General features: G+C 55.6%; 6 protein-coding genes. 5 read left to right on the top strand and 1 reads right to left on the bottom strand.

Annotated features, from left to right (window positions below):
• The first annotated feature begins 428 nt into the window (after positions 1 to 428).
• A complete protein-coding gene (locus ACR0BD_RS19655) occupies positions 429 to 1760 on the top strand; it encodes an MATE family efflux transporter (protein WP_480832970.1) in 1332 nt (443 codons plus the stop codon).
• A 60-nt stretch (positions 1761 to 1820) separates the two neighbouring features.
• Here the strand turns inward: ACR0BD_RS19655 and ACR0BD_RS19650 are convergent, their stop codons facing one another.
• Positions 1821 to 2597, bottom strand: coding sequence for a helix-turn-helix transcriptional regulator (locus ACR0BD_RS19650; protein WP_480832968.1), 777 nt, complete (start codon positions 2595 to 2597; stop codon positions 1821 to 1823).
• 128 nt (positions 2598 to 2725) lie between these two features.
• Here ACR0BD_RS19650 and ACR0BD_RS19645 point away from each other — a divergent pair, with 128 nt between their 5' ends.
• From ACR0BD_RS19645 to ACR0BD_RS19630, 4 genes are read left to right on the top strand one after another with little or no spacing between them, the layout of a single operon-like run.
• On the top strand, positions 2726 to 3844 hold the full coding sequence (locus ACR0BD_RS19645) for an ABC transporter ATP-binding protein (protein ID WP_480832966.1): 1119 nt from the start codon (positions 2726 to 2728) through the stop codon (positions 3842 to 3844).
• A 40-nt stretch (positions 3845 to 3884) separates the two neighbouring features.
• The gene (locus ACR0BD_RS19640) at positions 3885 to 5039 is read left to right on the top strand and encodes an ABC transporter substrate-binding protein (protein WP_480700322.1); all 1155 of its coding nucleotides are present in this window, start codon (positions 3885 to 3887) and stop codon (positions 5037 to 5039) included.
• A gap of 11 nt (positions 5040 to 5050) precedes the next feature.
• Positions 5051 to 5902, top strand: coding sequence for an ABC transporter permease (locus ACR0BD_RS19635; protein ID WP_480700321.1), 852 nt, complete (start codon positions 5051 to 5053; stop codon positions 5900 to 5902).
• Positions 5903 to 5912: 10 nt separating this feature from the next.
• Entirely contained in the window at positions 5913 to 6725 is an 813-nt protein-coding gene (locus ACR0BD_RS19630) for an ABC transporter permease (RefSeq protein WP_480700320.1), read from the top strand.
• Position 6726: the final 1 nt, after the last annotated feature.

The following is a 6726-nucleotide window of genomic DNA, read 5'->3' as shown; positions in this document are numbered from 1 at the left end:
AACAGGCCGGACACATGACTGCTTCTGACAAATGCACAAATCAGATCAAAAAGGACTTGCTATGCAGGAGCCATCCACACATGACATTCGCTGCGCGTGCAATGTTTAGAATTGGGCGCACCTGCATATCGTAGTCCGAACGTCACCACTTGTGTTTTGGCCGCGCAGATCACTTACACTACAGCGGCAGCCGTAAGCCCATGTGTTAGAAAACGGCAGCTTCGGTGATACAGCGCTGCAGTGTGCCTGCCGATTGTGGTGTTGTGTGGACGGGCGCAAAGTTATCCCTTAGAAACACACGAAAGCCACAGTCCCGAAAAGGACCAAAGTCATGATTCTGCCTTCGCAGGGCTAAACGCCCACTAATCACTCAGAGCGAAAAACGCTAAAGCGCGATTTAAAGGCCGGGCTATTCCCGTTTATGAATCATGACAAATAAAACCATTGCACTTGGGGCGTCTACACGCTCAGAATTGCTGCCGCTCATTAGGCTGGCTGTCCCATTGATGGTGGGACTGGCAGCAGCCCTGTTGATTGGTGTGGTTGACACCGCAATGATATCCCCGCTTGGGACCGTACCGCTGGCAGCAGCCGGTGTGACAACTGCAGTTCTGATTATTTTGATCTCTGCCCTTTGGGGCATTGTTACTGCAATTTCTGTTCAGATCAGTCAGGCCGAAGGGGCACGTGACGCCTTGCGGGTCGCTTTAGCATTGCGCAGTGGGATGTTGCTGTGCCTGATCGGCGGCGGGGTTGCGGCACTTTCGATGGCCGCGCTCTACCCTTTATTGGGCCCGTTAGGTCAACCGGAAGAGGTGCTTGCGATCCTGGCGCCTTACTGGATGTCGATGGCGCTATGGATCATTCCGTTCACTTTGTTCTTCGGCCTTAAAGCACTGTTCGACTCGGTCGGTCGCCCGTGGACTGCGGTGGTGCTGTCCTATCTGGGTGTCGTTATCAATGTGCCTGCCAACTACACACTGATCCATATCCTCGACCTCGGAATTCTGGGTGCCGGGTTGGCCAGCATACTTTCGCAATGTGCGTCACTTTTGGCAGCCATTGTTGTTCTTGTAAGATCGCCCGGGCTTGCGGCATTTCGTCAACGCGTATCGGTCGCCTGGTCCGACGTATGGGCGCAGACAAAGGACGCGGCTCCGCTTTGTATTGGCTATGCTGGTGAAGGCGGAGCATATGCCGTGGTTGGCCTTATGATGGGTTGGCTTGGAGCCGAAGCTTTGGCTGCACATCAGATCGTCAATGCACTGGGCGGCCTGGCCTACATGATACCCCTTGGGATGGCGGGTGCCGCGTCGATCTGCGTTGGGCTAGCAGTCGGTGCAGGGGATGTTTCTCGACTGAGGCCTATCCTGAAAGCGTCTTTTGTCATGGTGACACTCTGGCAAGCAATTGCAGCCATCGTTTTTGTAACCGCAGGTCGCGTGATGGCGGAAACAATGTCCGACGACCCCTCGGTGATAGACCTTGCCGCAACACTGTTTTTGATTGTTGCGCTTCTGCAAGTCGCAGACGGCGTCCAAGGCACTGCGCTTGGGGCTTTGCGCGGAATGTCAGATATGAGCTGGCCGACCATCATTACGCTTACCGCGTATTGGCCACTTGCCCTACCAGCCTGCTATGTACTTGGGTTCGTGTTCGATCTTGGCGCAGTTGGTGTTTGGCTGGGGTATACCCTGGGCTTGGTAGTCGCGGCGGTTGCACTACCCATTCGGTTTTGGTCACTGACCAAAGCGGAATAGTTGTGTGACTCAATGTGAACGAACTTCGGCGCCAGCTCGAAGCAACGTTTTACCAATTGATTATTCGTTTCCCATGGTCTGCAAGAAAACCGAGAACAATTCCCCCTGCGAATTGATGCGTAGTTTGGAATAGACGTTGCGCCTGTGTATGCGAACGGTACCCGGCGAAATGTTCAGGAGTTTTCCGATCGCCTCGGAGGAATGTCCGCGTAGCGTCAGTTCAACAATTTGACCTTCTCTCGGGGTCAAAGCGCCGTCGCCAATTGACTTGAAAGCCGTGGTGACTTTTTGGTTCATGAGTTCGGACGTTTTGGCCCGGTCTCTTCTTTCCGTATCAGACCAGTGGCGGCGGCAAAGCGCGTCCACGACTGGCTGGATATCAGACAAAACACGCATCTCCGTCTTACTGAACTTTTTCTCGGTTCGCATCAGCGACACAACGATCGAAAGACGGTCGTCCACGTCAACTAGGAATCCAACTTCTTCAGCCAGTCCGGTTTGGGCATAGTAGCTGCGAAAATATTCCCCCTGATAGAACCGATCAGGGGCGATTTCCTTCAGGCGCCAGATGCCCGGCGGCGTTTCCCCTGTGCTTGCCAGAAAGAACGGATCGATCAGATAAGGCCCCTCAAGATACTCATCCACATGCAATTTCTGCCGCTCAGGCGTGAAGTCATCGAACAGGGCTAGGGGTCTCTCATTCCCTCGGTATCCGAAAATAACCGTGTATTCATAAGGAACTACGCTGCGCACACCCTCAGCAAGGGTTTCTGGAAAACCGGGACTTCCTAGCGCATCCAGACATTGAGCAGTCTGCTGGTTCCAATCCGTTGGCATCCTGTCGACCTTCTACAGTTTCATCCAAACTATAACAAAGATCATATTTACAGAAAGCCGTTTTTCTAGAAAATTTTGCTAAATGCGTTATAGACGCTGACTGACTGAAAAGTCTTGCGGGGGAAATCTTGCTGGATCACGGAGCCCAATCTGAGGATCTTCTGACGCCCATTGCCGAGATGCGGGGCGTCTCGAAACGCTATGGACCAGTCGTCGCTGTGAACAATATGAATCTCAGCATTCAGCAAGGTGAGTTTCTGTCATTTCTGGGCCCCTCTGGTTGCGGCAAGACCACCGCACTGAGAATGCTGGCAGGATTCGAAACCCCGACTGAGGGCCAAGTTCTGATCGGCAACGAAGATGTCTCGGCGCTGGAACCCTACCGCCGCCCGGTCAACATGGTGTTTCAAAGCTATGCCCTGTTTCCGCACATGACCGTGGCGCAGAACATTGCCTACGGGTTGGATCAGCGGCGGCCCCGACTACCTAAAGCCGAGATCGCGGATCGCGTCGCCAAAGTGCTGGAAACGGTTCGGCTGGGTGAATTTGGGGGACGCCGGATTTGGGAAATGTCGGGCGGTCAACAACAACGCGTGGCTTTGGCCCGCGCCATCGTGAACGAACCCAAACTGCTTTTGCTGGACGAACCGTTGGCGGCGCTGGATCGCAAGCTACGCAAGGAAATGCAGATCGAACTGCAGGATATTCAGCGGCAGTTGGGAATTACTTTCGTTCTGGTCACGCATGATCAGGAAGAGGCGCTGTCGCTCTCTGACAGGATCTGCGTGATGCGCGCAGGCGAAATTTTGCAGGCCGGTAGCCCACAGGACCTATATGACCGACCAACCACGCGCTATGTCGCCGACTTCGTCGGGACTTCGAACTTTTTCGACGGAACGGTGGCCGCCAGTTCTGGCTGCGAAAGCGGGATAAAACTTGTCACCGGTCAGACATTTGCCAGCGCCGCCAAAAGCGAAGTGGCCGCTGGTCAGCCTGGTTGTCTGAGCGTACGCCCCGAACAAATCAGGCTCAGCCGTTCGGACGTGCCCGGTGGGCTAGAGACAACTGTGCAAAACCGCATTTTTCTGGGTGAACACACCGAATATGTGGTCCGTCACGAACAACTTGGGAACATTACAGTACTTGCCCCGCGCCAATCTGATGCAGGGCTGTCGGCCCTTGGAAAAGGCGACACTGTTTGGGTTCACTGGACGCCGGATGCCGCGCTGATCCTGCGGCCCGAATGACGAAAATAAGACCGAAAATCACCTAACTGGGAGAAGCAACATGAAAGACGATACCTACATTTCAAAGCGAAAGTTCATGGAAGAACTACGGCGTTATGAAAAAGGCTCGATCTCGCGACGTCAGTTTCTGGGAACAACCGGGCTGGGTGCTGCTGCTGCGGTAATGGCCGGGGCCGTGCCGGGGCTTGCCCCTTCGCGCGCGTTTGCGGGTGACATCGGCGATCGCGTCGTGCTGGCGACCTGGCCGAACTACCATGACCCTGCCAACTTTGACATTTTCACGGATGAAACAGGCGCCTTTGCGCAGGTCAATGTCTTTGGTTCCAACGAAGAGATGCTGGCTAAGTTGCAGGCTGGCGGCAGCGGTTGGGATGTGTATGTCCCGACGAACTACACGATCACAACATATGTGGAAGAAGACCTGATCGAGCCACTCGATCTGTCGAAACTGCCCAACTACGACCCTGAATCTTTTGATCCGCGTTTCTCGGACGCGGGTATCGTTGATGGCGTGGTCTACGCAGTTCCAAAGAACTGGGGCACCACGGGCATGGCCATCAACACCACCCACAATGACGGCAAGCCCTTCGAGAGCTGGAAAGAATTCTTCGACCGGACGATGGATGACTTTACGGGCCGGACCATGGTGCATGACTACCAACTAACCACCATCGGGGCGGCGCTAAACTATCACGGCTATTCTTTCAATTCCGTGGATGAGGCCGAATTGGCGAATGCTGAGAAGTTGCTGATTGACGTCAAACCCCATCTGTTTGCGATCACGTCCGACTATCAGCCCGGAATGCGATCGGGTGACGCCTGGCTGACGATCTGCTGGACGGGCGATGGCAAGCAGCTCAGCACTGACATGCCAGAGATTGCGTTTGCACTAGGCCGCGAAGGTGGCGAGCTTTGGAGCGATTACTACGCCATCCCGAAGGGCGCACCACATAAGGATGCGGCCTATGCGCTGATCAACTTCATGCTTTCACCCGAGGTGAACGCACGCGAAGCTCTGGCGCACGGGTATCCGGTTGCCGACAGCCGCACCAATGCACTGTTGCCCGAGTCGGTGTTGAATGATCCGATCCTCTATCCTGCAGCTGAACGTCTGAGCGCGTTGGAATTTGGCGCGGCCGCCACACTCACGGACCCGAACCGTGCCGAGTTGATGGCCCGGTTCAAATCGGCCTGATCGGACACAGCATGACGAACCGCGAAAGAAACTGGCTTTTGGTTGCTCCCGCAGGGGCGTGGCTGTTGGTCATGCTTGTTCTTCCGCTGTCCGTCGTGCTGGTTTTCAGCTTTGGAGAGCGGGCACCCTCGGGGGGATGGGTGCCCGCATTTACCCTGGAACAGTACGCGAATTTGCCAGCGCGTTTTACGGCGTTCAAAAATACGCTGACGCTGGCCCCATTGGGCACGCTGGCTGCTTTGATCATTGCGTACCCGCTGGCCTATCAACTGGCGGTCAAAACAGACCCCAAATGGAAAACCGTATTGCTTGTACTGGTGATCGTACCATTCTGGACGTCGATCCTGATCCGCAGCTATGCATGGATATTCATTCTGGGAGGACAGGGTCTGCCAGCGCTGTTGGCGGTTTTCGGTCTGGAAGATGTGCGCCTGATCTATACCCCAACGGCCGTCACCATAGGGATCATCTATGGCTATCTTCCGCTGATGGTATTTCCGATCTACGTGGCGCTCGACCGGTTGGACAAACGTCTGCTCGAGGCGTCCGCCGATCTTGGCGCGAACCCGCTGACAACCTTTCTGCGCGTTACGTTACCCATGTCGATCTCGGGCATCGCCACCGGCTGTATGCTGGTTTTCATCCTACTGATGGGAGAGTTCCTGATCCCCGCGCTTTTAGGAGGCGGCAAGGTCTTCTTTGTCGGAAACGCGCTGGTCGATCTGTTTCTGCAATCACGCAACTGGGCCTTTGGCTCGGCGGTGGCTGTCATGTTGATCCTGGTGATGCTTGTCACCGTCACCATCTACATGCGCCTGATTTCGCGACTGAGTGCACAGCGCGAAGACGTATCGATCATGTGAGGGGGCTGGGATGCGTCTTTATTCCCTGATGGTCTACGTGTTCCTCTACACACCCATCGCCATCATCGCCTTGTTCAGCTTCAGCGCTGGTCGCAGCGCCAGCCAGTTCGAAGGGTTCTCGATCAAGTGGTACGGGCGCGCCCTGAACAACCCTTTTGTGATGGAGGCCTTGGGCAACAGCCTGTTTGTTGCCTTCGTCTCAGCAACTTTGGCCAGCATTCTGGGGACACTCGCCGCTGTGGGTCTGCAAGGCATCAAGGGGCCGGTTCGCGCAGTGTTTGACGCCATCATCTATATCGCCGTCATGATCCCCGGCATCGTGATCGGCATCGCCACCCTGATCGCCCTTGTCACCGTGTTTGATGTGGTAAACCCGTGGTTGGAAAGCATCTGGTCCGATCCAGAGGCCGCCCCTGCCCTGTCCATGGGCATGCCCTCGCTGATCGCCGCGCACACCATGTTCACGCTGGCGCTTGTCGTCCTGATCGTCCGCGCCCGGCTGCAAGGGCTCGAAGGCGCGCTGTCTGAGGCATCCGCGGATCTCTACGCACCGCCCATGCGCACCTTCCGGCTGATCACCTTACCCCTTATTGCGCCAGCCATTCTGGCCGGTTTCCTGCTGAGCTTCACGTTCAGCTTCGACGACTTCATCATCGCCTTTTTCGTTGCCGGATCGGAAACCACCCTGCCGATTTACGTCTTTTCCTCGATCCGCCGGGGTGTGACGCCCGAAATCAATGCGATCGGCACGATGGTGATGCTGGCATCCCTTGTTCTGCTGGTCGCCGCGCAACTTATTCTCAGGCGCGGCGATAAGCGCTGAC

This window comes from Ruegeria sp. G5 (assembly GCF_056533365.1).
This window is presented reverse-complemented; position numbering and strand designations above follow the sequence as displayed.